Here is a 26,699-nt window from a genome sequence, read left to right on the forward strand (position 1 = left end):
ATCATGGCTCTAGAGAACGAAACGATTATTTCATTTCAGAATGTGACCAAGCAATACCCAAATGGGGTGTTGGGGTTGAAGGACTTGAACATCGATATCAAAAAAGGGGAATTTGTCATCGTAGTGGGCTTATCCGGTGCAGGTAAATCGACGATGCTGCGCTCCATCAATCGACTGCACGAGATCACGAGTGGCGAGATTTTAATCGATAACAAGTCGATCACAAAAGCAAAAGGAAGAGAGCTGCGCTTGATTCGTCGAGACATTGGCATGATTTTCCAAAGCTTCAATTTGGTGAAACGTTCGAGTGTCTTGCGAAACGTATTAACGGGGCGTGTGGCTTATCATCCCACGATCAAAATGCTGCTGGGTCTGTTTCCGCAAGCGGACAAAGAGTTGGCGTATCAATCACTGCAGCGGGTCAATTTAGCAGAAAAAGTCTATACCCGAGCCGATGAATTGTCTGGCGGTCAGCAGCAGCGGGTTTCGATTGCCCGGGCGTTGACGCAAGAGCCGAAGATTATTTTAGCGGATGAACCAGTTGCTTCATTGGATCCGTTAACCACTGAAAAAGTCATGAATGACTTAAAACGGATCAATCAAGATCTCGGGATCACCATCGTTGTCAATTTACATTCTGTCCAATTGGCAAGAGAATACGGCACGCGGATCATCGGGTTGCGAGACGGAGGCTTGGTTTTTGATGGGCCTGTCAGTGAAGCGACCGATCAGCGATTGAAACAGATTTATGGCAGCGAGATCATGGAAGAGCAGGAAGGGGCGGGACAATGACGACAAATACGTTGCCGAAACGCAGCGGACTATGGAAAAATGTTCTTTGGCTCGTCATTTTTTTAGTGATATTGTTCGTTAGCGGCTTTATTTCAGGTGTTGATTTGGCACGGTTCTTTAGCAATAGCAGTCAAATGAATGTCATCTTACAAAAGATGGCTCATCCTGATTGGGCATATGCCAAAATCATTGTTGAGCCGATTTTGCAAACCATCCAAATGGCGATCATCGGCACAACCTTTGGTGCACTGGCGGCCTTTCCGTTTTCACTTTTAGCAGCACGAAATATCATGACGAATCATTGGATCAGCGGTTGTTTCCGTTTTGTTTTGAATATCATTCGGACGGTACCTGATTTGATGCTGGCGGCTCTATTTGTTGCCATTGTCGGAATTGGTCCCGTTGCAGGGGTGATCTCCATCTCTGTGTTTTCTTTTGGGATGATCACCAAATTGTTTTATGAATCGATTGAAACGATTGATGAAGGTCCGATCGAAGCGATCACGGCTTCTGGAGGATCGAAGTTTGATATCATCCGCTATGCAGTCGTACCGCAAGTCATGAGTCATTTTCTTAGTTACTTGCTTTATGCCTTTGAGATCAATGTGCGGGCATCGACGATTCTTGGGTATATCGGCGCAGGCGGAATCGGTGTTTTCTTACAACGATCTTTAAGCCAATTTCGATATGACCAGACGTCGATTATCGTCTTAGTGATTTTTGCAGTTGTTTTGGTGATTGATACCATTAGTAATAGATTAAGGGAGCGATTATTATGATGTTGCCAGCAGAACCGAAAAAGAAAAAAATACGGAATTGGCTGATCGCAGTAGTCGTTATCCTCCTTTATATCTGGGCTTTTGCAGGCGTGCCTTTTGCTGGTGTTAAAGAAAATGTCGGTCAAATTGTCGGCTCGATCTTTTATGGCCTGATTCATCCTGATTGGGGCTATGTTTATACCGGTGATGGCGAAGATTTGATCAGTCTGATGATCGAAACCGTCGCGATTGCCTTTGTTGGGACCTTTTTGTCATCGATTTTAAGTATTCCTTTTGCCTTTTGGGCGGCGCGCAGCAAAAACAGCCCTCGCTGGTTATCGGGATTTGGGAAAATCGTGCTGACGGCGATTCGAACGTTTCCAGAAATCGTCTTAGCCATCATGTTTATCAAAACGGTAGGTCCGGGCTCCTTTGCTGGCGTCTTGGCGGTCAGTGTCCATTCCATTGGGATGCTGGCAAAGCTTTACAGCGAAGCAATCGAAAACATGGACCATGGTCCCTCGGAATCCGTCATTAGTGCGGGAGGAAGTCGCTGGGATGTATTAGGTTTTGCAACATTGCCGCAACTAATACCAGAGTTTCTTTCTTTTACCTTGTATCGATTTGAACTGGCTGTCCGTTCAGCTTCGATCTTAGGGATCGTAGGGGCAGGTGGGATCGGTACACCAATGATCTTTGCCATCAATGCGCGTTCATGGAGCCGTGTAGGGATCATTTTATTAGGGATCGTGGTGACGGTCACGATCATTGATTTTATTTCTGGGCGTTTGCGTAAACGATTGGTTTAATAAAATGAAGTGAGTACTCGAAAAAACACAGTCTGATTAGGCTGTGTTTTTTGTAGGAGATAGGCGGAGGTCGTTTAAGACAGGTTTCGTGAAACTTGTTATACTGGATTCATAGAAAATGAACCCAAACAAGGAGGCTGTTTTATGAAAGCATTATTGATCGTCAATCCAAGCTCTGGTGGGGAACAGGCCCAAGAATATGAGCAGCTGGCAGAAGAAAAGTTGCGGGAAGCTTTTTCAGAAGTCGTGGTCAAACATACCGAAAAAGAAGGAGATGCCACACGTTTTGCCTCTGAAGCGGTAGCAGAATTTGACAGTGTCTTTGCAATGGGCGGTGATGGTACCGTCAATGAAGCGGTCAATGGCTTAGCCCCTCATGACAAACGACCAAATTTTGGTTTCTTCCCGCTGGGAACAGTAAATGATTTAGCCAGAGCATTAGCGATTCCACTAGATCCTAAGGAAGCCATCGAATCATTTGCAGTGGATCACACCCGAAAAATCGATATTGGTCAGGTCAATCAAGACTATTTTACCAATGTGGTGGCGATCGGTATGATTCCAGCAGCGATCAACAACGTAGAGGTCGAAGAAAAAACCAAGCTGGGAAAAATGGCCTATTTTGTTTCTGGTCTGCGGGAAGTGCGGAAAAATGAAAGTCATCCGTTTGAAGTGACCGCCGAAAATAATGGCGAAAAAACGACGATCGCTGTGGAAAGCAGTACGATGATCGTTGGGTCATCCAATACGATCGGCGGTTTCGAATCTCTTTTGCCTAAAGCGAGTACCGATGACGGCAAATTGCATCTGATCTACTTGAAGGATACGAATCTTTGGGAGACCGTCAAAAGTGTCCCAGAGCTTCTCAAAGGGGTGACAGAATCAAATGATGTGCTTGGCTATCAAACCTTTGATAAAGCTGCGATTCGTTTGACGGATGGGGCAACGATCGAAACAAATGTCGATGGTGATCCAGGACCTGAATTGCCAATCACAGTAGCGGTACTGCCGCAGCATCTTACCGTGTATTGCGGAGCTGAAAAAGCCCGCTAAATCATTTATCACTAGGAAACGATCCGTCAAAAGCGGATTGTTTTTTTTGTTCAGAAAGAGTATACTGGGAAAAAATTTACTGAAAGAAGGGATTCTATGACGATACGTTCTGCCACGATTGCAGATGCCCAAGCCTTGACAGCAATCTATGCTTATTATGTAGAAAATACACCGATTACCTTTGAAACGGAGGTGCCATCGGTTCAAGAATTCGCGGAACGAATCGCCAAGACCTTGAAACGCTACCCGTATCTCGTTGCGGAAGAGGCTGGTGAAATCGTCGGTTATGCCTATGCGTCAGCCTATAAAGAACGGGCTGCGTACGATTGGACCGTTGAAGTAACCGTTTATTTAGCGCCGGATGCCAAGGCAAAAGGGCTCGGCACCGCTCTTTATCAAGCGCTTGAAGAAAAATTAAAAGCGCAAAACGTGGTCAATCTGACTGCCTGCATTACAGGAGGCAATCAACAAAGCGAGGCTTTTCATGAGAAACTTGGGTATCGGAAAGTTGCTGATTTTGCGCAGGTCGGCTATAAGTTCAATCAATGGCACGATGTGATTTGGATGCAAAAAGAACTGCAATGGTTTCCTGAGAAGGTACCAGCGTTCATTCCCAATGAAAAAGCCTAACGCATCCTGACTTTTGAATATCTTTTTTTGGCAAAATGCTTTATGCTGAGAGTAGCATGTGATAGGACGTTCTATTGCTCTTTCGAACAAAGTATTTTGCTTTTTCTGTACGGAAAAAAAGTTGCTTTTTTATAGAAAAATGAGTAAAGTATTCAAGTGGAAAAAACAAGGAGGCGAAGCTGTTGGGCAAGCGAATCGAACGGATTTATCAATATATCGTCGAAAATACGATGAGCGGCTTAGGGGAAAAGAAAGGGTTGTCTACTTCAGAAGTTGCCGATCATTTAGCCATTCAGCGCAGTAATGCCAGTAAGGATTTAAATAAGCTTGTCAAAGAAGGGCGCGTCGAAAAAAGCGACTCGCGGCCTGTTCGCTACTGGGTGGCAGGGGTCGATCCCAGCAGTAGGGAAAAGTATGTGCCAAGCTACAAAGAAAGTCGCCCGCAAAGAGAAAAAGCCTTCCCTCAACGGGTACAAGGAAAACCCTCTGACCGAGATATTTTTGCGACGATCATCGGTGCCAACGGAAGTATGAAAAATGCCGTTGAGCAGGCGAAAGCAGCCATCTTGTATCCGCCAAAAGGGCTAAACTGCTTGATCACAGGGCCTACTGGTTCTGGGAAAACCTACTTTGCCCATGCAATGTTCCAGTTTGCCAAAAGCAATCAAGTAATTGCCGATGACAAAGAATTGATCGTCTTTAACTGTGCCGACTATGCAAATAACCCAGAGCTTTTGATGAGCCATTTGTTTGGTTATGTACGGGGGGCCTTTACGGGTGCCGATCAAGAGAAGATCGGTATTATTGATCAAGCGGATGAGAGTATGTTGTTTCTCGATGAGATCCATCGATTACCGCCAGAAGGGCAAGAAATGATTTTTTACTTTATGGACCATGGAACGTTTAGTCGTTTAGGGGAAACGGGCAAAAATCATCAAGCGAATGTCCGAATCGTTGGAGCCACTACCGAAGACCCCAACTCAACGTTATTAGATACCTTTACCCGACGCATTCCTATCAATATTCAACTGCCCTTCTTTGAGAAACGACCCGCATCAGAAAAAGTCGATCTCGTTCGGGTGTTAGTCGGGCAAGAGGCGTCCCGTATTCAGCGGACGATCACCTTGACAGAAGATGTAGTCAAAGCGTTGATCGGCAGTGTCAGTTTTGGGAATATCGGTCAATTGAAATCCAATGTCCAGCTCGTCTGTGCTCGGGGCTTTTTGAATCATATGCAACAAGATGAGATTGAGATCGATTTGGTCGATTTGCCAGAAGGAATTCGTTCGGGATTGATCGTTTTGGGGAATCGCCGCAATGAGCTGGCGGAGCTTTCTAAAATCCTTGAACCGAAGATCAGCATTCAACCGAATCAAAACTTAAACAATATTCAATCAGATTCCTATGAATTGCCTTACAATCTCTACGACATCATCGGGGATAAAGCAGCCTTATTAAAAGCAGATGGTTTGGATCAAGAAGCAATCAATCATTTTATTTCAACCGATATCAATGTTCATTTGAAATCTTTTTATAAAGATCACGGCTTCTCTTTTAATTCTGTTAATAAACTAAGTGAGTTTGTCGATCAGAAAGTGATCAGTGTAACAAATCAAATTTATGAGATGGTTCGGAAACGGTTAAATTACGATTTCCAGCAAAACTTTATTTACGCGATGAGTTTGCATATCAGTTCTTTTTTGAAAAAGATCCATTTGGGAGAAGAACGGCAAACCAACGACAACATTCGTCAAATGGTGGCGGATTACCCCCAAGAGTTCGAAGTTGCCAAAGAAGTCCGCGACTTCATCGGCGACAGCTTTCACGTGGCGATTCCTGAAAGTGAATCCTATTACTTGGCAGTTCTATTGGTTTCACTGCGTACGACACATTCCTCTGGGAAAATTGGTGTCGTTGTGGCAGCTCACGGCAACAGTACGGCTAGTAGTATGGTACAAGTAGTCAAGCAGCTGTTGGAAGTCGATCAAGTGACAGCGGTGGACATGCCATTAGATATGCCACCGGCTGTGGCGTTGAAAAAAATCGTGGATAGTGTACGAGCAGTCAATGACGGCAGTGGGGTGATCCTCTTAGTCGATATGGGGTCCTTAGCGACCTTTAATAATGAAATCCAGCGAGAAACGGGTGTGGCTGTTCGAACAGTCGATATGGTGACTACCTCCATCGTCCTCGAGACGGTCCGTAAAGCATCAGTGATCGGCACGGACCTCGATCAGCTCTATGATTCATTACGGAAGTTCCGCGGATACGGAGCGGTCACTGTGGAAGAACCAGTGTCACAAAACCACCACCCTAAAGCGATTCTAGCGGTCTGCGCTTCGGGAAAAGGGACAGCGCAGCGCATCAAAGAATTGATCCAAAGCTCATTGTCAAAACGCCAAAATCAAAATGTTGACGTAGTGACCTTATCGGTGGCGGATCTGAGAACGGACTTGGATCAGATTCAACAGCGCTACCGGCTGATTGCCGCAACGGGGATCATTGATCCGCATATCGATGCACCGTTTATTTCATTAGAACGTTTTATCGACCAAGATGTTGATCTTTTGTTGGATGATATCTTATTGGAAAACGATTTGAGTTTTGAAGATGAAGTGCAGCTAGATGATCGGCAGGCAAAGGAAATCTGTGTTCGGTATTTAGAGGAAAACTTTACCTATATCAATGCGAAAAAAGTGGTAGAGCCGTTGTGGAAATTTGGCGAAGAGATCATTCACGATTTGGATTTGGTAGGGGCGCAGCAAGGCTTTCAGATCAATTTTGTGATGCATGGCGCAGGTATGCTGGAGCGGATCTTATTGCGTCAACCATTGACTGTTTCTGAAATTGATTTAGCAGCAATGGAGGAGAATCCTCTTTACGGCCAATTGCATGTGCATGTCCAATCATTTTCGCGCTTGATGAATATCGAAGTGCCGAAGACAGAAGAGTATTACCTGCTGGAGTTGATCAAAAACCATCACGAAAAAGAAATGTATTTTTAAATCCTGCAAATAATACAGATACACTAAAAAAGATACAGTATTTTTTAGTGTATCTTTTTTAGTGTATTGTCCGAATGCTGATTCTTAAGGTTTTTTCAAGAATAGTGTATCGAAAAAACTTGGCACGCTTCTTGCTTCTATATAAGTGGATACAGGAGGTGATTGAAAAAAGAACAGATCCTCAATATGAAAAGCGGATCGATGGATGTAGGAGGCTTGCACAATGGGAATGGATATACGTCTTGCCCGAATCGACGATCGGTTGATTCATGGTCAGGTCGCCACAGCTTGGTCGAAAATGACTGGTATCAATCGAATCATCGTGGTCAGTGATGAGGTCGCAAATGACCAATTACGGAAGTTTCTCTTGAAAGAAGCTGCTCCACCAGGAATCAAATCCAATGTGGTGACAGTAGCAAAAATGCTTGAGGTGGCGCATAACACATTATTTAATACGCAAAAAGTCATGTTATTATTTACCAACCCTCAAGATGTCGTGACTCTGGTCAAAGGAGGCATTGACATTCGTTCCGTCAATATCGGCGGCATGAGCTTTTCAATGGGAAAACGGATGATCACTAATTTCGTGTCAGTCAATGATCAAGATCTTGCTTCGCTGCTTTATTTGCAAAATCAAGGCATAGAAGTAGAGATACGGAAAGTTCCAGCTGATCGTAAAATCTTTTTGAAGGATATTTTGGAAAAAGAAGGTAGTCACCCTTAATTTTTTCGATGTTGTTTTTTCTTTCGTATTCGTGTCACATTTTTCAATTTTGATATAGGAGGTAAAAAGATGGTAGGAATTATCCTAGCAAGTCATGGAGAATTTGCTAACGGCATTTTGCAATCTGGTTCAATGATCTTCGGCGAACAAGAAAATGTTAAAGCTGTTACATTGATGCCAAGTGAAGGTCCAGATGACATCAAGGCAAAAATGCAAGAAGCAATTGCTACATTTGACGATCAAGAAGAAGTATTATTCTTAGTTGATCTTTGGGGTGGTACTCCTTTCAACCAAGCAAACAGCTTGTTTGAAGATCACAAAGACAAATGGGCAATCGTTGCTGGTATGAATTTACCAATGGTGATCGAAGCCTATGCTTCACGTTTTTCAATGAACACTGCGCATGAAATCGCTGCGCACATCGTTGAAACAGCTAAAGAAGGGGTTAAGGTCAAACCAGAAGAGCTTGAACCAGAAGAAGCGACAGCACCAAAAGCTGTGCAAGACGATCAACCTAAAGGATCACTTCCTCCGGGAACTGTTCTAGGCGATGGCAAGATCAAAATCGTGCTTGCGCGTGTGGATTCTCGTTTGCTACATGGTCAAGTCGCTACAGCTTGGACAAAATCAGTTAATCCATCTCGGATCATCGTTGTTTCTGATGCAGTGGCAAAAGATGATTTGCGTAAAAAACTGATCGAACAAGCAGCTCCTCCAGGAGTAAAAGCGAACGTCATTCCAGTGGATAAAATGATCGAAGTTTCTAAAGACCCTCGTTTCGGGAATACGAAAGCTTTACTATTATTTGAAAACCCACAAGATGTGTTGCGTGCAGTTGAAGGCGGCGTTGACATCACTGAAGTGAACGTTGGTTCAATGGCTCACTCTGTTGGGAAAGTTGTTGTAAGTAAAGTATTGTCGATGGGTACGGACGATGTGAAGACATTTGAAGATCTAAAAGGACGCGGCATCAAATTTGATGTACGTAAAGTGCCAAATGACTCTCGAGACAACATGGACGAAATCTTACGCAAAGCCAAAAATGAATTGGCGAATAAATAGAAACGTATTCAACTAAATAGGAGGTCTATCATGACTATTATATCTATGGTATTAGTAGTACTCGTTGCCTTTTTAGCTGGTATGGAAGGAATCTTGGATGAATTCCAATTCCATCAACCGCTAGTCGCGTGTACTTTGATCGGTTTAGTGACCGGTAATTTGGAAGCATGTATCATTTTGGGCGGATCATTACAAATGATCGCACTTGGATGGGCAAATATCGGTGCCGCTGTTGCACCTGATGCTGCATTGGCGTCTGTTGCATCTGCAATTATTTTAGTTTTAGGTGGACAAGGAACTGCTGGTGTTGACACAGCGATTGCCGTTGCGATCCCTCTAGCTGTTGCTGGTTTGTTCTTGACAATGATCGTTCGTACATTGGCTGTGCCAATCGTTCACTTTATGGATGCTGCTGCTGAAGAAGGCAACATTCGTAAAATCGAAATGTGGCATGTGATCGCTGTATGTATGCAAGGGGTTCGTATTGCGATTCCTGCAGCTGCATTGTTGGCAATTCCTGCTGCAACTGTTCAAAACTTCTTAGAATCAATGCCTGCATGGTTAACTGATGGTATGGCTATCGGTGGTGGTATGGTTGTTGCCGTTGGTTATGCAATGGTTATCAACATGATGGCAACTCGTGAAGTATGGCCATTCTTCATTATCGGTTTCGTTATCGCAGCTATTTCTCAATTGACATTGATCGCTATCGGTGCTTTGGCAGTAGCAATCGCATTGATCTACTTGAACCTAACTAAAATGGGCGGATCATCAAATGGAGGCGGCGGCAGCAACACTGGCGACCCTCTAGGCGATATCTTGAATGACTATTAGAATCGAAGGAGGAGAAAAAAATGGCAGAAAAAATTCAATTAAATAAAAAAGATCGTTTAGCCGTAGCATGGCGCTCTACCTTCATTCAAGGTTCATGGAACTATGAACGTATGCAAAATGGTGGTTGGGCATTCTCAATGATTCCAGCAATCAAAAAATTATACAAAACAAAAGAAGACCGTGCCGCTGCATTGAAGCGTCACTTAGAATTCTTTAACACTCACCCATATATCGCATCGCCAATCTTAGGGGTAACATTAGCCTTAGAAGAAGAACGTGCCAATGGCGCGCCTGTCGATGACGTAGCGATCCAAGGGGTAAAAGTTGGGATGATGGGTCCTTTAGCCGGTGTCGGTGACCCTGTGTTCTGGTTTACTGTACGTCCGATGTTAGGTGCTCTAGGTGCTTCTCTTGCTTTAGCTGGAAACATCTTAGGTCCAATCATCTTCTTCGTTGCATGGAACATCATCCGTTGGGCATTTATGTGGTACACACAAGAATTCGGCTATCGTGCTGGTTCAAAAATCACTGATGACCTTTCAGGCGGATTGTTGCAAGATGTAACAAAAGGTGCTTCAATTTTAGGGATGTTCGTATTAGGGTCACTCGTTCAGCGTTGGGTATCGATCTCATTTGCGCCAGTTGTCTCAAGCGTACCGCTTGATGAAGGTGCTTATGTCGATTGGGCGAACTTGCCTTCTGGCTCTGCTGGTTTGCAACAAGCCTTCCAACAAGTTGCTGAAGGCCGTGCGTTGACTGATACAAAAGTAACAACATTGCAAAACAACTTGGATCAATTGATTCCTGGTCTAGCTGCACTATTGCTTACTTTATTATGTATGTGGTTATTGAAGAAAAAAGTTTCTCCAATCATCATTATTATCGGTCTATTCTTAGTCGGTATCGGTGGACACTTGATCGGATTGTTATAATCTTTTCAATGAAAGGTGCTTGGGGCAACCCAAGTACCTTTTTATTTATTCGCCAAACCTGCTGCAAACACGTATAATAAGATAATAAGACGATATAGAATGGAGTAAGCGCAAATGGTACAATCTCTTAATACAAAAGTGGATTTGACGATCGATGCTACGTCTTTTTTAGGGATCAATGAGTACGGCAAAATCATGATCGGCGATAAAGCCTTTGAGTTTTACAATGACCGTGACAAACGTAAGTTTATTCAGATCCCATGGGAAGATGTCGACTATGTGATCGCTTCGGTCATGTTCAAAGGCCGTTGGATACCACGCTATGCGATCCGCACCAAAAAGAATGGCACGTATACCTTCTCCTCAAAAGAACCAAAAAAAGTTTTGCGAGCGATTCGTGAATACGTCGATCCAGACCATATGGTGCATTCATTAGGCTTTTTTGATGTATTGAAACGAGCCTTCACTCGCAGAAAATAACAAGAGAGCATATATTTTTCCAATTGATTCTCAATATGGTACCCTTTTTATAAGAAAGTTTAGGAGGGGTTAGTATGCACTTTTTATGGACATTGATCGTAGGAGCGGTCATCGGTTCAATCGGTGGTGCCATTGCAGGCGAAAAACGCGGTTGTATTTTTGATATCGTTGCAGGACTTGTAGGCGCATCGATTGGTCAAGGCCTTTTTGGCACTTGGGGACCGCAAGTAGCAGGAATGGCCATCGTGCCAGCGATTATCGGTGCGGTCATTTTCGTGGCAGTCGTATCGTTCTTTTTGGGACGTAAAAGATAATTATCAAAAAAGCAATTCATTGATTGAATTGCTTTTTTTTGTGCACGGAAGCCATCATTTAGAAGAGAACAACGAAAGATCACACGCAATCTTTTTAAAGTACTCTATCGTTTATTCATATTGCTTGATTTTTTAGAAAACTTTTCGCTTGCTTTCCGCTTTTTCTGGAAGTTTGTTATAATACTATCGTATAGAACAAGAAAGTAGGGAACGATACATGTTAAGAGTTGAAAAATTACGTGAAGCAATGAGAAAAGATTCGATTGATGGGTTCTTGATCACCAGCCCATACAATTTGCGTTACTTGACAAACTTTACTGGGACAACTGGTTTAGCAGTCATTACGTTGGACAAAGCTTTTTTTGTAACAGATTTCCGATATACAGAGCAAGCAGCTGCCCAAGCTCAAGGTTTTGAGATCGTAAAAAATAGCGGACCGATTTTCGATGAAGTTGCAACCATCTGCCAAAAGGAAGAAATCAATGTCTTAGCTTTTGAAGAAAGTTTCGTCAGCTTTGCCGAATACTCCGTCTTAGAAGACTTGATCGAGGAATCATCCCTTGCCCCTGTATCGGGGATGATCGAGGCTTTGCGGGAAGTCAAAGATGAGGAAGAGATCGCATTGATCCAACAAGCCTGCCATATCGCTGATCAAGGATTCGAACATATTTTGAAAATGGTCCGCCCAGGAATGACAGAAATCGAAGTGGCGAATCAGTTAGATTTCTTTATGCGTTCATTAGGTGCCACAAGCGTATCTTTTGAAACGATCGTTGCTAGTGGGCTGCGTTCAGCAATGCCCCATGGGGTTGCCAGTGAAAAAGTGATCGAACAAGGCGATCTGATCACGTTAGACTTTGGCTGTTACTATCAAGGCTATGTGTCTGATATGACTAGAACCTTTGCAGTAGGAGATCCTGGCGATAAATTGAAGGAAATCTATCAAATCGTACTTGAAGCGCAAGAAAAAGTCTTGGCCGCAGCAAAACCTGGAATGACCGGAATTGAACTAGATGCGATCGCTCGGGATCACATTGCTTCCTTTGGCTACGGAGATGCCTTTGGTCATTCAACAGGCCATGGGATTGGTTTAGAGATCCACGAAGGACCAAATGTATCCTTCCGCGCTGATAAAGCATTTGTTGTCGGAAACGTCATTACAGATGAACCAGGAATCTATCTTCCAGGAATTGGCGGCGTTCGTATCGAAGATGATCTTTTGATCACCGAAACTGGTAATAAAGTGTTGACACATTCACCGAAAGAATTGATCATTCTCTGATTCATCGACCTTGTTTTTCAGAAAATTCATTGAGAATAGTGGGTTATTATAGATTCTCAGTGCAGAAAATGATAAACTTAGAGCGAGAAGAAACACTGTGCCATGGATGTTATTGATTGAATCAAGCGTTGGTTTGCTTCAAACGGAAAAAACGAGCGGTTTTTTTACAAACAATACGGTACAGCTGTTTAGAATGGAGGCAAAAACGTATGAATGAAGATAAAAACCTTGTATTAAATGCAAGTCCTGAATTAGGCGAGATCGTCATCGCGCCAGAAGTGATCGAGATCATTATTGGGATCGCTGCTTCTAAAGTGGAAGGTGTCTATGGGATGCGAGGAACACTGGCAAACAGTGTCACTGAATTATTAGGTCGCGCAGCTCATGGCAAAGGGGTCTACTTAACGATCGATGAAACAGGGATCAAAGTGGACATCTATTGCTATATCACTTATGGGATGTCAGTGCCTAAAGTGGCAATGGAGATCCAAGAACGGGTCAAACAGCAAGTCTTATTTATGACAGATGTACAACTGGCTGAAGTAAATGTTCATGTTGTGGCAGTCGTGCCAGAAAAAGTAGATTTACCAGACATCGAAGAATTATTTGGAAACGATGAGGAAGAAAATGAGTAAAGAATTATCACGGCATGAAATACGGAAAATGGCGTTACAAGCTTTATTTCCACTAGACTTTAATAAAGATTTAACGAAACAAGATGCCATCATGCATGCCATCGAGTTGGAACACCATGAATTGATCGATGAAGAACAAGAGCATTTTGTGCCTGTTTATTTAGATCAATTAGTGGCAGGTGTCTGTCATTACAAAGAAGCCTTGGATGAAGTCATTCAAAATCATTTAAAAGCTGGTTGGAAAATCCAGCGTTTATCAAAAATGGACGTGACGATTTTACGAATTGCTTTGTATGAAATGATCTATGTGGATAATGTGCCGAATCGTGTGGCTTTGAATGAAGCGATCGAATTAGCGAAAACCTTTAGTGACGATCAGTCCAGAAAGTTTGTCAACGGTATTTTATCGACAGTCAATCAAGAGCTAGAAACAAAAACCAACCAAGTAAGTGAGTAATTTTCAGCCCTAACACGATCGATCAAAAGAGATCAGCTTTTTTTCGATCGAGTCAGAAACCGAACGATTTATGAGCAACCGCCTTGTTTTGACGGTCCTGCTTGAGCGTTCGGTTTTTTTGCACGCACTTTGTCGGTTTACCCTCGTTTTTTCCGAAAAAAGGGAGCCTTAGACGGTGTTTTTCTTTTCAGAAAATGCTATGATAGAAAACATGAAGAAGCATATCGACAAACGATTGGTGCGTTTCTTTTTACAAAATAAGTCAGTATAATCAGGTTGGAGGAGTTGTCAGAATGGGTACATTGATCAATGGAAAAGAATTGGCTGAAAAAATGCAAGCAGCGTTTCTTTCAGAGACAGCAACACTAAAAGAGCAGGGTGTGACACCAGGATTAGTTGTTTTGCTTGTTGGAGAAGACAAAGCGAGTCAGACTTATGTGAAAAATAAAGAACTAGCTGCGGCGAAAATCGGTATCAATTCCCGTGTTGCCCGCTACCCTGAATCCATTACTGAGGCAGAATTATTAGCAGAAATCGAACAGTTCAATAACGATGATGCCTTTCATGGAATTTTGGTTCAACTTCCTTTGCCAAAACATATCAATGAAGAAAAAGTACTGTTAGCCATCAAACCAGAAAAAGATGTCGACGGCTTTCATCCAATCAATTTAGGAAAATTATTCGCAGGTGTACCTGACCGAATTCCTTGTACCCCTTATGGCATCATGAAAATGTTTGCTGCGTATGGGATCGAATTGGAAGGGAAAAATGCCTTAGTGATCGGTCGCAGCAACATTGTCGGAAAACCAATGGCGCACTTGCTCTTGGGGGCAAATGCCACCGTGACTATTGCTCATTCAAAAACCAAAAATCTGCCCGAGTTGGCAAAACAAGCGGACATTTTAGTCGTGGCGATCGGCCGCGGTCATTTTGTCACAAAAGACTTCGTAAAAGAAGGGGCTGTGGTGATTGATGTTGGGATGAATCGTGATGCCAACGGCAAGTTGATCGGCGATGTGAAATTTGATGAAGTCGAACCGATCGCTAGCTATATCACCCCGGTACCTAGAGGTGTAGGTCCAATGACGATCACGATGTTGATGGCCCAAACGATCGAGGCAGCAAAGGAGACAATGAAAAACTAAATGGCGCAAGAATATTTAACGGTAACCGCATTAACAAAATATATCAAGCGTAAGTTTGACGTCGATCCGTATCTAGAGCGGGTTTATTTGACGGGGGAGATCTCCAATTTTCGTCGTCGCCCCAATCACCAATACTTTAGTTTGAAGGATGATGGTGCAAAGATTTCGACCGTCATGTTCAAAGGCGCTTTTGACAAGCTGCGCTTTCAACCAGAAGAGGGCATGAAAGTCATGGCGGTTGGGCGTATCACTCTGTATGAGGCAAGCGGAAATTACCAGATGGTGATCGATCATATGGAACCAGACGGTGTCGGCGCTCTTTATCAAGCCTATGAACAATTAAAGCAGAAATTGGCAGCAGAAGGTTTATTTTCTGCACCGAAGCAGTCCTTGCCGAAATACCCGAAACGCATCGCAGTTTTGACCAGTCCTAGTGGGGCGGTGATCAGAGATATCATCACGACGACACAGCGGCGTTACCCCATTGCTCAGATCGTTTTGTATCCAACCGTGGTACAAGGCAATAAAGCTGCGGATGATGTGGTGAAAAATATCCAACGAGTCGAAGCCGATGGGACCTTTGATACGATGATCATCGGACGTGGGGGTGGATCGATCGAGGACCTCTGGCCTTTCAATGAAGAACGAGTGGCAAGAGCCATTTTTGATGCAAAAACCCCCATTATTTCTTCAGTGGGGCATGAAACCGATACGACGATTGCCGATTTAGTGGCGGATGTACGGGCGGCAACTCCGACCGCCGCTGCCGAATTAGCGGTGCCAGTGCTGTCGGAGGAGATTTTGCGGATCGAAGAAAGACAAGCCCGATTAGAGCAAGCATTTATGCACCAGATCCAGTACAAACAAGAACGCTATCAGCGAGTGATTGGATCGTATGTTTTTCGACAACCAGAGCGCTTGTATGAGGCACAGTCCATCAAACTCGATCAGTTGCAGCAGCGGATGCAGCAAGGCTTGCAAACCTTGCTTTATGACAAGGATCGCCAGGCACAGCAATTGATTTCACGGTTGGCCCAGCAACAACCAAAAGCGCGATTACAAGCCAGCAATCAAGAGGTCAGCTATCTTTCTCAACGCTTAACGAAAGCCATGAAAGATATTTATGCAGCAAAAGAAAATCAATTTGCAAATGCAGTCCAATCCCTTGATTTGCTAAGCCCGCTGAAAATCATGGGGCGCGGCTACAGCTATACCACGAAAAATGAGCAGGTGATCAAATCGATTGATGCGATCGAGCCAGAAGATCAGCTGACGATCCATTACCAAGATGGCCAAGCGCTGGTCGAAGTTATTAGTACAGAAGGAGTTAATCATGGCAAATCCAACATTTGAAGAATCATTACAAGAATTAGAACAAATCGTAACCCGTTTGGAACAAGGTGATGTTCCATTGGAAGAAGCGTTAGATGCTTTTCAAAAAGGCATGGTTTTGAGCAAGCAATGCAAGGATACCTTGAGTAAAGCGGAAAAATCCTTAACAAAAATGATGACTGAATCCAATGAAGAAGTCCCCTTTGAAGAGGAAAGCCAATGAGTGCTTTGAAGGAATTTACGAAAGAACACGCCCCATTGATCGAAGAAGTTATGGAACGTTTTGTCAAAGAACACACTTCTGATCAACGACTATTTGAAAGCATGCAGTATTCGATCCAAGCTGGCGGCAAACGCATTCGCCCGCTTTTATTGGCAGCAACAGTCGCCGCTTTTCACAAACCCATCAATACCGCGGTGTATCAGTGTGCAGCAGCCCTAGAAATGGTGCATACGTATTCGCTGATCCATGATGATCTGCCAGCAATGGACAACGATGATCTGCGTCGAGGCAAACCCACCAACCATAAGGTTTTTGGTGAAGCTTTAGCGATTTTAGCTGGAGATGGTCTTTTGACGGCTGCGTTTCAATTAGTCGCTATGGCGGAAATCGAAGCCAATCAAAAAGTCTTGCTGCTGCAGCAGTTGAGTAAAGCAGCGGGCACGCAAGGGATGGTTGCCGGCCAAGCAGCTGATATTCAAGGGGAGAACCAAGCGCTTCGTCTTGAGGAGCTGATGTCAATCCATGAACGAAAGACTGGAGAATTGATCCGCTTTGCGGTGATTGCTGGTGGTGTCTTAGCCGACCAGACGGAAGAGGTTCTGCATGAATTGGATCGCTTTGCCCAGCATATTGGGTTAGCCTTTCAAATTCGCGACGATCTGTTAGATGCCACTAGTACAACCGAAGAGCTAGGCAAAGTTGTCCGCCGAGATGACGAGTTGGCGAAAAGTACCTATCCTGCTTTACTTGGCTTAGCAGGCGCGCAGCAAGCCTTGACTGAAGAATTGAGCAAAGCCAAAGAAATTCTGGCACAGTTAAGCCAATACGGTCAATTTACGCCGGATGTTTTATTGGCATTTGTGGAACGATTTGAGATTCGAGGGAACGCATGAAGAAAGAACGAGTAGATGTTTTAGCTGTCCAGCAAGGCCTCTTTGAGACCCGCGAGCAAGCCAAACGAGGAGTGATGGCTGGATTGGTGTACAAAGAAAAAAACAATGAGCGCCTAGATAAGCCTGGAGAAAAAATTGCCGCAGATACACTGCTGCAGATCAAAGGGAAGAAGCTGCCTTATGTTTCTCGTGGTGGTCTCAAGTTAGAAAAAGCACTCAAAGTTTTTGATTTTGACGTAACCGATAAAATCATGTTAGATATCGGCGCTTCCACCGGTGGCTTTACTGATGCGGCGTTGCAAAATGGCGCCAAAAAAAGCTATGCACTGGATGTCGGTTACAATCAGTTGGCATGGAAGCTGCGGCAAGATGAGCGAGTGATCGTTATGGAACGGGTCAACTTCCGTTATGCAAAACCAACAGACTTCCTGGATGGTCTTCCTGAAGCTGCTACGATCGATGTTTCTTTTATTTCACTTAAACTGATCTTACCTCCCCTTTACGATATTTTGGTAGCGGATGGCGAAGTGATGGCGCTGATCAAACCACAATTTGAAGCGGGCAAAGAAGCGGTCGGAAAAAATGGGATCGTTCGTGACCCCAAAACCCATGAACGAGTATTGGAGGAAGTACTGGCATTCGCTAAGAAAACAAAATTCGATGTATTAAACCTAAGTTTTTCACCAATCACTGGTGGCGAAGGGAATATCGAGTTTATCGTACATTTAAAGAAAAGCCTGCAAGAAGGCACCGCAGCAGGGATCGACATCCCGAAAGTTGTTGCATCAGCACATGAGACCTTTCATCAACCAAAATAAAGAATGGAAGAGAGTGGACATTTTACTTGTCGGCTCTCTTTCTTTCTTGCGCAAAATAGGATAAAATTAGTAGGAATTCATTCAGGAGGAACAAGAGATGAGAAAAAAAGAACGGCATCGCTTGATTACACGATTGTTAAGTGAACAAGATATTCAGAAACAAGAAGATTTTGTCGAGTTGTTAAAAGATCGCGGCGTCTCAGTCACACAAGCAACCATATCAAGGGATATCAAGGAATTGAAGTTAGTGAAAGTTCCTTCCCAAAAAGGCGGCTATCGCTATAGTATTCCACAAGAGACAACGGAAGACGTGAGTGGTAAACTAGATAAAATCCTAAAAACGGCGTTTGTTTCTGTCGATCGAATGGACAAATTTGTGATCCTGCGCACACTGCCTGGCAATGCTTCGGCTTTGGCGAATTTGATCGATAAGCGTTATGCCAAAGAATTATTTGGCACGCTAAACGATGATGACAACGTCTTGATGATCACCAGAACAGAAGCAGATACCGAGAACCTATTCAAGGATTTCCAACGTTACGTATAAAAGAGGAGGCAAGGGATGCTTTTAGAATTGTCGATCCAAAATTTTGCGATTATCTCCAACCTGCACCTGTCTTTTCATGAGGGGATGACGGCTCTAACAGGTGAAACAGGTGCTGGGAAATCAATCATTATCGATGCGATGGGCTTACTAGCAGGTGGCAGAGGATCCAGTGACTATTTGCGTCAAGGCGCAGAAAAATGCCGTTTGGAAGGGATTTTTGAATGGCCGAATCAGCAGGAGTTCAAAGAGCTGACCGCAGATCTGGGTATTGATGAAGAGGAAGTTCTGATCGTACAACGGGATATCTCTCAATCGGGTAAAACTATTTGTCGTGTAAATGGTCGAACCGTTACCTTGTCGGTTTTGCGCCAAATCGGCTTGTTTTTAGTTGATATCCAAGGACAAAATGAGCATCAAGAGCTGCTGCAGCCAGAAAAACATTTGGCGTTGATGGATGGTTTTGGAGATGATGCCTTTAAAGCGGAACTTGCAAGTTACCGTCAAGCCTATCAAGCCTATCGCTCCTTAGAAAAACATGTGCGGACCATTCAAGAAAATGAACAGCTCTATGTGCAGCGAATGGACATGCTGCGTTTTCAACAAGAAGAGATCGCCCAAGCGGAATTGATGGAAAATGAAGAAGAGCAGCTGATCGATGAACGAGAAAAACTGACCAATTATCAGAAAATCGTGGATGCTCTAGGGCAAAGCTATGGCGCTCTATCCGCCGAAGAAGTTAATAGCCTAGATGGAGTCAGTGTGGCATTATCAGAGATCCAGTCGATCGCCCATCTTGATCCTGCGTATGAAAAAATCAGTGAAGCGATCCAAAGTGCGTATTACTTGTTGCAAGATGCAGCCACTGATATTTCGCGGCAAGTCGACAACCTTGAATTAGATGAAGGCCGACTAGAAGAAGTCATTTCACGGCTGGAAACGATTCGTCAATTGAAGCGCAAATACGGGGAGTCAATTCCTGTGATTCTTGCTTATTATGACGAGATCAGCAAAGAAATCAGCGAATCAGCCTATACGGAAGGTCAGTTGGAGCAATTAGAAGAAGAGCTTGCCCAAAAAGCTGAAGCAGTTTGGCAGCTGGCGGAAGCCTTGCACGTCAAACGACGTGAACTGGCTCATCGTTTAGAAAAAGAAATCGTTCAAGAGTTAAAAGAGCTGTATATGGAGCACGCGCAATTTGAAGTACGGTTTGCATCTGGTTCAAAACAATTAAGCAGCAGCGGCTTTGATACCGTGGAGTTTTATTTGACCACCAACCCCGGTGAAGGCATGAAACCGTTAGTGCGAGTTGCTTCTGGAGGAGAGCTTTCCCGGATCTTATTAGCGCTTAAATCGATTTTCTCCCGCAAGCAAGGAATCACTAGTATTGTCTTTGATGAGGTGGATACTGGGGTCAGTGGCCGAGTAGCTCAGGCGATCGCCGAAAAAATCGCCAAGATCGCTGCGAATTCGCAAGTCTTGTGTATCACCCACTTGCCGCAAGTAGCGGCTGTGGCGGACAATCAATATTTTATCGAAAAAGCAATTCAAGAAGGTCGGACAGAAACCCATGTCCGTAAATTATCAGAAGAAGAACGAGTGGCTGAGATCGCCCGAATGCTCTCAGGTGCAGAAATCACCGATTTAACGATCGAACATGCACGAGAACTATTGGCGCTGGCTCACCGATAAAAATTGGAAACACTTATAGAAAGATTCAGGAGATGATGGACCCGCAACTTTCGTCTGCCATCCTTTCCTGATCTTCTTTTTTGCAGGAGGACATGATGAGAAAAAGAACAAAAGTCTTGATCGGTGTATTGATCACCGTTGTTATTTTAATTATTGCCGGTTGGGTCGGTTGGCAACAACTGCATTACCCAGCAGTGGATGCTGCAGTTACAGCTGCGAAAGAGGCAGATGATGAGGGAAATGTCCTCTATTTTGCTGGAGATGAAGAAAAGCCTTTGGTTATTTTCTATCCTGGTGCGCTTGTCGATGCCGAAAGCTATAGTGTATGGGCAGCAGGTTTAGCGGAAAAAGGCTATCCTGTCGCGATCGTTAAAATGCCCTTTAACATGGCTGTTTTAGCAGGCAATCGTGCAGAAGAGGTCTTGGAAGAAATTCCCCATAGCTCCTATGTCATTGGCGGTCATTCATTAGGTGGTGTCATGGCAAGCCGTTTTGCAGCGAATCAGTTGACTGAAAACGACAACGAGTTAAAAGGCGTCTTTTTCTTTGCTAGTTACCCAGATGAAAAAGGATCCTTAGCTGATCAATCGATTGCTGTGTTGTCACTCTCAGGCAGTCAAGACCAAGTAGTGAATCAAGAAAATTGGCAAGCTGCCCGCAGCCTCCTTCCAGAAACTACGACGTTCCAAACGATCGAAGGCGGCAATCATGCTGGCTTTGGTACCTATGGGTTACAAAAAGGAGAAGCAGCAGCGGATCTACCAAATGAAGCGCAGCAAGAAGCCATCATTGAGCAGATGGCGGCATGGTTAAGTGAATTAGAATAAAAAAAGACGGCAGAAGATGCATAGGAATGCTTCTTTCTGCCGTTTCGATTCAACAGACATTTTGGGGAAATGTTGATGAAATCGTGAAAACGCTGAACATAACAACATATTGTACTTGATTGGGGAAGCAAGATTAATAATTATGTTCTTTTTAAAATACGTTTCCTCTCACAGTATAGCACAGCATACCTTCTGGATGCACGTAATTTAATTAAGAAATCTTGTCATTTTATTTACAAAATAGTTATTTTGTAAAAGAAAAAAAGCGTTTTAAATAAAGGGACAGACTCAGCTCAAGAAAAAAAAGCAAATAATAATTTTCATTGATTTCAACTAATGGTAAAATGAAAATAATTGATTTTTATAATCAATGACTTTCGAAAGTACAAGGAGCGTTATGATGAAAAAATTAAAACTTCTAAGTCCTATCATCGGATTGGTTATTTTACTCTCAGGATGTGCAAGCTGGGCAGATCGAGGAGAATCGATCACAGCAGTCGGGTCTTCTGCCTTGCAGCCACTCGTAGAAACCGTTGCGGAAGAATTTCAAAACTCAAATCCTGGGCGATTTATCAATGTCCAAGGAGGCGGGAGCGGCACTGGGTTAAGTCAAGTCCAAGCAGGCGCAGTCGATATTGGGAATTCTGATTTGTTTGCAGAAGAAAAGCCAGGGATCGATGCGGATGCACTCGTTGACCACCGAGTGGCAACGGTGGGTATCACACCGATCGTCAACAAAGGCGTCGGGATCACGGATATTTCAACAGAGGACTTAAAAAATATCTTCTTAGGAAATATTACAAATTGGCGTGAAGTTGGCGGAAATGATCTGCCCATCGTTTTGTTGAATCGGGCGACTGGAAGCGGCACGAGAAGTACGTTTGAAAAATGGATCATGGATGGCGAAACAGCGATTCCTTCCCAAGAGCAAGATTCTAGTGGGATGGTCCGTTCGATTGTTTCAGATACACCAGGCGCCATCAGTTATGTTGCATTTTCTTATGTGACAGATGAAGTCAACGTCCTTTCGATCGATGGGGTTCAACCAACGATTGAAAATGTAACGACCAATGATTGGAAAGTTTGGGCTTACGAGCATATGTATACAAAAGGAGAACCAACGGGATTGACCGCTGAATTTCTCGAATATATGCTTTCTGATGAAGTACAAGAGCATATCGTCGGGGATCTGGGTTATATTCCAATTTCCATCATGCAGGTGGAAAGAGATTGGGAAGGCAACATCGTCGAGTAATCTTTACACAAAATTTACACAAGCTTTAACAGAAATTGATGTTGAACCGATAAACTAATGGTTATGAGTTTAGTTTGATTTTTGAGGAGGAACCCTCGTGGAAAATGTAAAAGAAGTGTTAACAAAAAAATCCAAGCGCGCAAGAATGGAACAAAGAGGAAAGCTGGTTAGCTTTCTATGTATTGCGTTGATTGTATTGGTTGTGATCTCCATTTTTTATTTCGTTGCTAGCCGTGGATTAGCGACATTCTTTGTAGACAAAGTCAATGTTTTCGACTTTTTGTTTGGTACGCAATGGAATCCAAGTGCTGTTGGTCCTGATGGACAACCATTAGTAGGTGCTTTACCGATGATCCTTGGTTCGTTCTTCGTAACCTTCCTATCAGCGATCGTCGCAACACCATTTGCGATCGGTGCAGCAGTCTTTATGGTGGAGATCTCCCCTCGTAACGGAGAGAAGATTTTGCAGCCCGTCATCGAACTATTAGTCGGTATTCCTTCTGTAGTTTATGGTTTTATCGGTTTGTCTGTCATTGTACCAGCAGTCCGTTCTGTTTTTGGCGGTACAGGGTTTGGGATCTTGGCGGGGACCTTTGTCCTATTTATCATGATTTTGCCGACAGTGACTACGATGACTGTCGATGCGTTACGGGCAGTCCCTCGGCACTACCGTGAGGCATCCTTAGCTTTAGGTGCAACACGCTGGCAAACGATCTATAAAGTTGTTTTACGAGCAGCTGTCCCTGGGATTTTAACGGCAGTTGTTTTCGGAATGGCTCGCGCATTTGGGGAAGCATTGGCGATCCAAATGGTTATCGGTAATGCGGCATTGATGCCGACGAGCTTAGTGACACCTGCATCAACATTGACATCGATCTTAACCATGGGTATTGGGAATACGATCATGGGAACAGTCCAAAACAACGTTCTATGGTCATTAGCCTTGATTCTCTTATTGATGTCCTTACTATTTAACATTGTCATTCGCTTTATTGGGAAGAAAGGAGCATTGAAATAATGAATGCAAAACGTTCAGATAAAATTGCTACCGGCGTCTTGTATGCTGTTGCTGGAGTCATTGTTTTGATTTTGGCTTCCTTACTATTGTACATTTTGGTACGTGGTATTCCCCATATCAATTGGGAGTTTCTGACTTCTTCTTCAAAAGCGTACCAAGAAGGTGGCGGGATCGGCATCCAATTGTTCAATTCCCTTTACTTGCTTTTAGTGACAATGATCATTAGTTTTCCGATTTCTTTAGGAGCGGGGATCTACTTATCAGAATATGCGAAGAAAAACTGGTTGACGGATATCATTCGGACATCGATCGAAATCTTGAGTTCACTGCCTTCTGTGGTTGTCGGTCTTTTTGGTTTCTTGGTCTTTGTTATCCAGTTTGGTTATGGCTTTTCGATCATTTCAGGTGCCTTGGCATTGACTTTCTTCAATTTGCCACTATTGACTAGAAATGTGGAAGAATCTCTACAAGCGATTCATTATACGCAGCGTGAAGCGGGCTTGTCTTTAGGCTTATCCCGTTGGGAAACTGTCACACGCATCATTGTCCCAGAAGCAACACCAGGGATTTTGACTGGGGTCATTCTAAGTTCTGGTCGGATTTTTGGTGAAGCGGCAGCGCTGATCTACACTGCAGGACAAAGTGCACCGGCCCTTGATTTTACAAACTGGAATCCATTGAGTGTTTCCAGCCCGATCGGTCTTTTCCGACAAGCGGAGACGCTGGCAGTCCATATTTGGAAAATCAATACAGAAGGTACGATGCCTGATGGCGCTCAAGTTTCAGCCGGGGCTTCGGCGGTATTGATCATTGCCGTCTTGCTATTTAACTTTGGCGCCCGTGCAGCTGGCAAACGGTTGTACAAGAAAATGACGTCAGCATAAGGAGAATGACAGTATGAACGATTACAATTGGGACGATCGAAATATCATTACCTTCGATAAACCAGAAGATGTGGCGCTTTATACCACTGACTTGCATGTATGGTATGGATCAAATGAAGCCATCAAAGGCATTGATCTACAATTTGAAAAAAATAAAATCACCGCATTGATCGGACCTTCCGGTTGCGGTAAATCAACGTATCTGCGTTCTTTGAATCGAATGAATGATGGGATCGCAAACACGAGAGTCACAGGAAACATCATGTATAAAGGAGTCGACGTCAATACAAAAGAAGTCGATGTCTTCGAAATGCGTAAGCGTATCGGCATGGTTTTCCAACGACCAAACCCTTTCAGTAAATCGATCTATGACAACATCGCCTTTGCTTTGCGACGTCATGGAGAAAGAAACAAAAAGAAATTGGATGAAGCAGTCGAAACCAGCTTGAAACAAGCCGCACTTTGGGATCAAGTAAAGGACAGCTTAGACAAAAGTGCTTTGGCATTGTCCGGTGGACAGCAGCAACGTCTGTGTATCGCTCGAGCAATTGCGATGAAACCAGATATCTTACTTTTAGATGAACCAGCTAGTGCCCTTGATCCAATCTCAACAGGGACAGTGGAAGAAACTCTTATCAACTTGAAAAACGACTATTCAATCATCATCGTGACCCATAATATGCAGCAAGCTGCTCGGATCAGCGATTATACTGCCTTTTTCTACTTAGGAAATGCGATCGAGTACGATGAGACCCGTAAGATATTTACTCGTCCAAAAATTAAAGCAACAGAAGATTACGTATCCGGTCATTTTGGCTGAGCCGATTCGATCAGTAAACGGAGGCAAAACAATGGCAGAAGAAATTATTACATCGAAAGATCTGCATTTATACTACGGAAAAAAAGAAGCATTAAAAGGAATCGACCTTTCCATCAAAAAAGGCGAGATCACTGCAATGATCGGACCTTCAGGTTGTGGGAAATCGACCTACTTGCGTTCTCTTAATCGAATGAATGATTTGATCCCTGGTGTGACAATTACAGGAAGTGTTGTCTATAAAGGGAAAGACATTTATAGTCCAAAGCAAGACATCGTTGATTTGCGCAAAGAAATCGGGATGGTTTTTCAACAACCGAATCCTTTTCCCTTTTCAATTTACGAAAATGTGATTTATGGGTTAAAATTAAAAGGAGTCACGGACAAGGAGATTCTTGATAAGACGGTAGAAGAAAGCCTGAAAGCAGCTTCTGTCTGGGAAGATGTCAAAGACAAACTTCACCAAAGTGCGCTTTCTTTATCAGGTGGACAACAGCAGCGGGTTTGTATCGCTCGGGTATTGGCTGTCGATCCAGAAATCATTTTGCTGGATGAACCAACCAGTGCGTTAGACCCCATTTCATCAGGGAAAATCGAGAATACCCTTCTAGCACTGAAAGAACGCTACACCATGATCATCGTGACTCACAACATGTCACAAGCTTCAAGAATCTCAGATAAAACCGCGTTCTTTTTGGACGGCAACTTGATCGAGTTCAATGACACGAAAAAAGTGTTCCTAAGTCCAAGCAAAAAAGAAACAGAAGATTATATCTCAGGAAGATTTGGTTAGGAGGAAAAGGGATGTTGCGTACACAGTTTGAAGAAGAATTATTAAATTTACACAATCAATTTTATGAAATGGGGATGCTAGTCAGCAGTGCCATTCATAAATCTGTGCGAGCATATGTCAGACATGACAAAGAAATTGCGCACGAAGTAATTGAAAATGATTTGGCGATCAACAATATGGAAGTTCGTTTAGAAAAAAAGAGCTTTGAGATGATTGCTTTGCAACAACCAGTAACGACCGATCTACGAATGATCATTACTGTAATGAAAGCCAGCTCTGACTTGGAGCGGATGGGGGACCATGCGGTATCCATTGCGAAGTCAACGATTCGGGTCAAAGGCGAAACGCGGATCGCCGAAATCGAAAAAGAAATCTCAGATATGTCGGATTACGTCAAAAAAATGGTTGATAATGTCTTAGTGGCGTATGTAAAAACCGATCAAGATGATGCTCGCATGATCGCTCAAATGGACGATCGGGTCAATGAATATTACAAAGACATTTATTATAAAACGATCGAGAGTATGAAAGAAAATCCAGAAACAGTTGTCAGTGGGACCGATTATTTATCCGTTGCTCAATACTTGGAACGAATCGGTGACTACGTAACGAATATTTGTGAATGGATCGTGTATCTTGCTACTGGGAAAATCAGTGAATTGAATACAAACCGTACGGAAATGATTTAAGA

The 26,699-nt window shown here is 43.5% G+C and carries 29 protein-coding genes; all 29 read left to right on the forward strand.

What is annotated here, in order from left to right; all coding sequences use genetic code 11:
• The first annotated feature begins 3 nt into the window (after positions 1-3).
• The 29 genes from phnC (at position 4) to phoU (ending at position 26,697) form a co-directional block, all read left to right on the forward strand.
• A complete protein-coding gene (gene phnC, locus ACI3E5_RS03755) occupies positions 4-792 on the forward strand; it encodes a phosphonate ABC transporter ATP-binding protein (RefSeq protein ID WP_016610305.1) in 789 nt (262 codons plus the stop codon).
• Positions 789-1,571, forward strand: coding sequence for a phosphonate ABC transporter, permease protein PhnE (gene phnE, locus ACI3E5_RS03760; protein WP_498820816.1), 783 nt, complete (start codon positions 789-791; stop codon positions 1,569-1,571). The genes phnC and phnE (ACI3E5_RS03760) overlap by 4 nt, the downstream gene beginning before the upstream one ends.
• Entirely contained in the window at positions 1,568-2,359 is a 792-nt protein-coding gene (gene phnE / locus ACI3E5_RS03765; RefSeq protein ID WP_010747988.1) for a phosphonate ABC transporter, permease protein PhnE, read from the forward strand. Before phnE (ACI3E5_RS03760) ends, phnE (ACI3E5_RS03765) begins: the two co-directional genes overlap by 4 nt.
• 144 nt (positions 2,360-2,503) lie before the next feature.
• Positions 2,504-3,412, forward strand: a complete 909-nt coding sequence (locus ACI3E5_RS03770; protein ID WP_016610303.1) for a diacylglycerol/lipid kinase family protein — start codon at positions 2,504-2,506, stop codon at positions 3,410-3,412.
• A gap of 96 nt (positions 3,413-3,508) precedes the next feature.
• A complete protein-coding gene (locus tag ACI3E5_RS03775; protein WP_005225759.1) occupies positions 3,509-4,042 on the forward strand; it encodes a GNAT family N-acetyltransferase in 534 nt (177 codons plus the stop codon).
• Positions 4,043-4,224: 182 nt separating this feature from the next.
• Positions 4,225-7,047, forward strand: a complete 2,823-nt coding sequence (locus ACI3E5_RS03780; RefSeq protein WP_498820819.1) for a sigma-54-dependent transcriptional regulator — start codon at positions 4,225-4,227, stop codon at positions 7,045-7,047.
• Between the two features lie 229 nt (positions 7,048-7,276).
• Positions 7,277-7,771: a PTS sugar transporter subunit IIB gene (locus ACI3E5_RS03785; protein ID WP_026008065.1), complete on the forward strand. Its 495-nt coding sequence runs from the start codon at positions 7,277-7,279 to the stop codon at positions 7,769-7,771.
• 69 nt (positions 7,772-7,840) lie between these two features.
• On the forward strand, positions 7,841-8,833 hold the full coding sequence (locus ACI3E5_RS03790; protein ID WP_005225763.1) for a mannose/fructose/sorbose PTS transporter subunit IIA: 993 nt from the start codon (positions 7,841-7,843) through the stop codon (positions 8,831-8,833).
• A gap of 30 nt (positions 8,834-8,863) precedes the next feature.
• Positions 8,864-9,667 (forward strand): PTS mannose/fructose/sorbose transporter subunit IIC, encoded by an 804-nt coding sequence (locus ACI3E5_RS03795; RefSeq protein WP_005225764.1) that lies wholly within the window; start codon positions 8,864-8,866, stop codon positions 9,665-9,667.
• A 20-nt stretch (positions 9,668-9,687) separates the two neighbouring features.
• Entirely contained in the window at positions 9,688-10,599 is a 912-nt protein-coding gene (locus ACI3E5_RS03800) for a PTS system mannose/fructose/sorbose family transporter subunit IID (protein WP_005225765.1), read from the forward strand.
• 114 nt (positions 10,600-10,713) lie between these two features.
• Positions 10,714-11,079 (forward strand): DUF956 family protein, encoded by a 366-nt coding sequence (locus ACI3E5_RS03805; protein ID WP_005225766.1) that lies wholly within the window; start codon positions 10,714-10,716, stop codon positions 11,077-11,079.
• Between the two features lie 74 nt (positions 11,080-11,153).
• Positions 11,154-11,393, forward strand: coding sequence for a GlsB/YeaQ/YmgE family stress response membrane protein (locus tag ACI3E5_RS03810; RefSeq protein WP_005225767.1), 240 nt, complete (start codon positions 11,154-11,156; stop codon positions 11,391-11,393).
• 217 nt (positions 11,394-11,610) lie between these two features.
• Entirely contained in the window at positions 11,611-12,675 is a 1,065-nt protein-coding gene (locus ACI3E5_RS03815) for a M24 family metallopeptidase (protein ID WP_498820824.1), read from the forward strand.
• A 209-nt stretch (positions 12,676-12,884) separates the two neighbouring features.
• Positions 12,885-13,310, forward strand: a complete 426-nt coding sequence (locus ACI3E5_RS03820) for an Asp23/Gls24 family envelope stress response protein (protein ID WP_005225770.1) — start codon at positions 12,885-12,887, stop codon at positions 13,308-13,310.
• Positions 13,303-13,767 (forward strand): transcription antitermination factor NusB, encoded by a 465-nt coding sequence (gene nusB, locus ACI3E5_RS03825; protein WP_034858046.1) that lies wholly within the window; start codon positions 13,303-13,305, stop codon positions 13,765-13,767. Before ACI3E5_RS03820 ends, nusB begins: the two co-directional genes overlap by 8 nt.
• Positions 13,768-14,060: 293 nt before the next feature.
• Positions 14,061-14,912: a bifunctional methylenetetrahydrofolate dehydrogenase/methenyltetrahydrofolate cyclohydrolase gene (locus ACI3E5_RS03830; RefSeq protein WP_005235351.1), complete on the forward strand. Its 852-nt coding sequence runs from the start codon at positions 14,061-14,063 to the stop codon at positions 14,910-14,912.
• Positions 14,913-16,265 (forward strand): exodeoxyribonuclease VII large subunit, encoded by a 1,353-nt coding sequence (xseA, locus tag ACI3E5_RS03835; protein ID WP_010747995.1) that lies wholly within the window; start codon positions 14,913-14,915, stop codon positions 16,263-16,265.
• Positions 16,246-16,467: an exodeoxyribonuclease VII small subunit gene (locus ACI3E5_RS03840; protein WP_005225774.1), complete on the forward strand. Its 222-nt coding sequence runs from the start codon at positions 16,246-16,248 to the stop codon at positions 16,465-16,467. Before xseA ends, ACI3E5_RS03840 begins: the two co-directional genes overlap by 20 nt.
• A complete protein-coding gene (locus ACI3E5_RS03845) occupies positions 16,464-17,360 on the forward strand; it encodes a polyprenyl synthetase family protein (protein ID WP_288722258.1) in 897 nt (298 codons plus the stop codon). Before ACI3E5_RS03840 ends, ACI3E5_RS03845 begins: the two co-directional genes overlap by 4 nt.
• Positions 17,357-18,178 carry a TlyA family RNA methyltransferase gene (locus tag ACI3E5_RS03850; RefSeq protein WP_005225776.1) on the forward strand — a complete coding sequence of 274 codons (822 nt, stop codon included), beginning with the start codon at positions 17,357-17,359 and terminating at the stop codon, positions 18,176-18,178. The genes ACI3E5_RS03845 and ACI3E5_RS03850 overlap by 4 nt, the downstream gene beginning before the upstream one ends.
• Before the next feature lie 97 nt (positions 18,179-18,275).
• Positions 18,276-18,725, forward strand: coding sequence for an arginine repressor (gene argR, locus ACI3E5_RS03855; RefSeq protein ID WP_005225777.1), 450 nt, complete (start codon positions 18,276-18,278; stop codon positions 18,723-18,725).
• A gap of 15 nt (positions 18,726-18,740) precedes the next feature.
• Positions 18,741-20,414 carry a DNA repair protein RecN gene (gene recN / locus ACI3E5_RS03860; protein WP_016610293.1) on the forward strand — a complete coding sequence of 558 codons (1,674 nt, stop codon included), beginning with the start codon at positions 18,741-18,743 and terminating at the stop codon, positions 20,412-20,414.
• Positions 20,415-20,509: 95 nt separating this feature from the next.
• Positions 20,510-21,241 (forward strand): alpha/beta family hydrolase, encoded by a 732-nt coding sequence (locus ACI3E5_RS03865; protein ID WP_185080159.1) that lies wholly within the window; start codon positions 20,510-20,512, stop codon positions 21,239-21,241.
• Between the two features lie 400 nt (positions 21,242-21,641).
• Positions 21,642-22,496: a phosphate ABC transporter substrate-binding protein PstS gene (locus ACI3E5_RS03870; protein WP_010748000.1), complete on the forward strand. Its 855-nt coding sequence runs from the start codon at positions 21,642-21,644 to the stop codon at positions 22,494-22,496.
• Between the two features lie 97 nt (positions 22,497-22,593).
• Complete coding sequence (gene pstC, locus ACI3E5_RS03875) at positions 22,594-23,514, forward strand: phosphate ABC transporter permease subunit PstC (protein ID WP_005225781.1); 921 nt, start codon at positions 22,594-22,596, stop codon at positions 23,512-23,514.
• Positions 23,514-24,398: a phosphate ABC transporter permease PstA gene (gene pstA, locus ACI3E5_RS03880; protein ID WP_005225782.1), complete on the forward strand. Its 885-nt coding sequence runs from the start codon at positions 23,514-23,516 to the stop codon at positions 24,396-24,398. Before pstC ends, pstA begins: the two co-directional genes overlap by 1 nt.
• Positions 24,399-24,411: 13 nt before the next feature.
• On the forward strand, positions 24,412-25,218 hold the full coding sequence (pstB, locus tag ACI3E5_RS03885; RefSeq protein WP_005225783.1) for a phosphate ABC transporter ATP-binding protein PstB: 807 nt from the start codon (positions 24,412-24,414) through the stop codon (positions 25,216-25,218).
• Positions 25,219-25,249: 31 nt separating this feature from the next.
• A complete protein-coding gene (pstB, locus tag ACI3E5_RS03890) occupies positions 25,250-26,008 on the forward strand; it encodes a phosphate ABC transporter ATP-binding protein PstB (protein ID WP_005225784.1) in 759 nt (252 codons plus the stop codon).
• 11 nt (positions 26,009-26,019) lie between these two features.
• Complete coding sequence (phoU, locus tag ACI3E5_RS03895) at positions 26,020-26,697, forward strand: phosphate signaling complex protein PhoU (RefSeq protein ID WP_142972897.1); 678 nt, start codon at positions 26,020-26,022, stop codon at positions 26,695-26,697.
• The last annotated feature ends 2 nt before the right edge of the window (positions 26,698-26,699 follow it).

It is taken from the genome of Candidatus Enterococcus avicola (genome assembly GCF_047470845.1).
Taxonomy (GTDB): Bacteria; Bacillota; Bacilli; order Lactobacillales; family Enterococcaceae; genus Enterococcus_D; species Enterococcus_D casseliflavus.